This is a genomic window from Pseudomonas sp. SIMBA_068, from assembly GCF_046534705.1.
In the GTDB taxonomy this organism is placed as follows: Bacteria; Pseudomonadota; Gammaproteobacteria; order Pseudomonadales; family Pseudomonadaceae; genus Aquipseudomonas; species Aquipseudomonas putida.
Genome location: NZ_JAWRYI010001843.1, coordinates 1 through 230, shown reverse-complemented (window position 1 = coordinate 230; position 230 = coordinate 1). Strand labels below are relative to the sequence as shown.

Annotated in this window: 1 pseudogene; it reads left to right on the top strand. The window is 64.8% G+C overall.

The features are described from left to right. A pseudogene (locus SB756_RS36145) lies at positions 1-230 on the top strand (glycosyltransferase family 2 protein); the annotation flags it as partial.

Here is a 230-nt window from a genome sequence, read left to right as displayed (position 1 = left end):
CGTGCCCAGGCATTGGCTGGTGTCACAGCTGCAATGGCACGCGGACGCGGTGTGCGGCACGGTGCACATCGAACGCTGGCAGCCGTGGCAGAACGCAGCGTTACGCCAGTTGTATCGCAGCCATTATCAGGCCCGTGAAGGGCATCGGCATATCCATGGCGCCAACCTCGGCGTATGCGCCAAGGCCTACGAGCGTGTGGGCGGCTTCCAGCCGTTGCCGGCGCATGAAG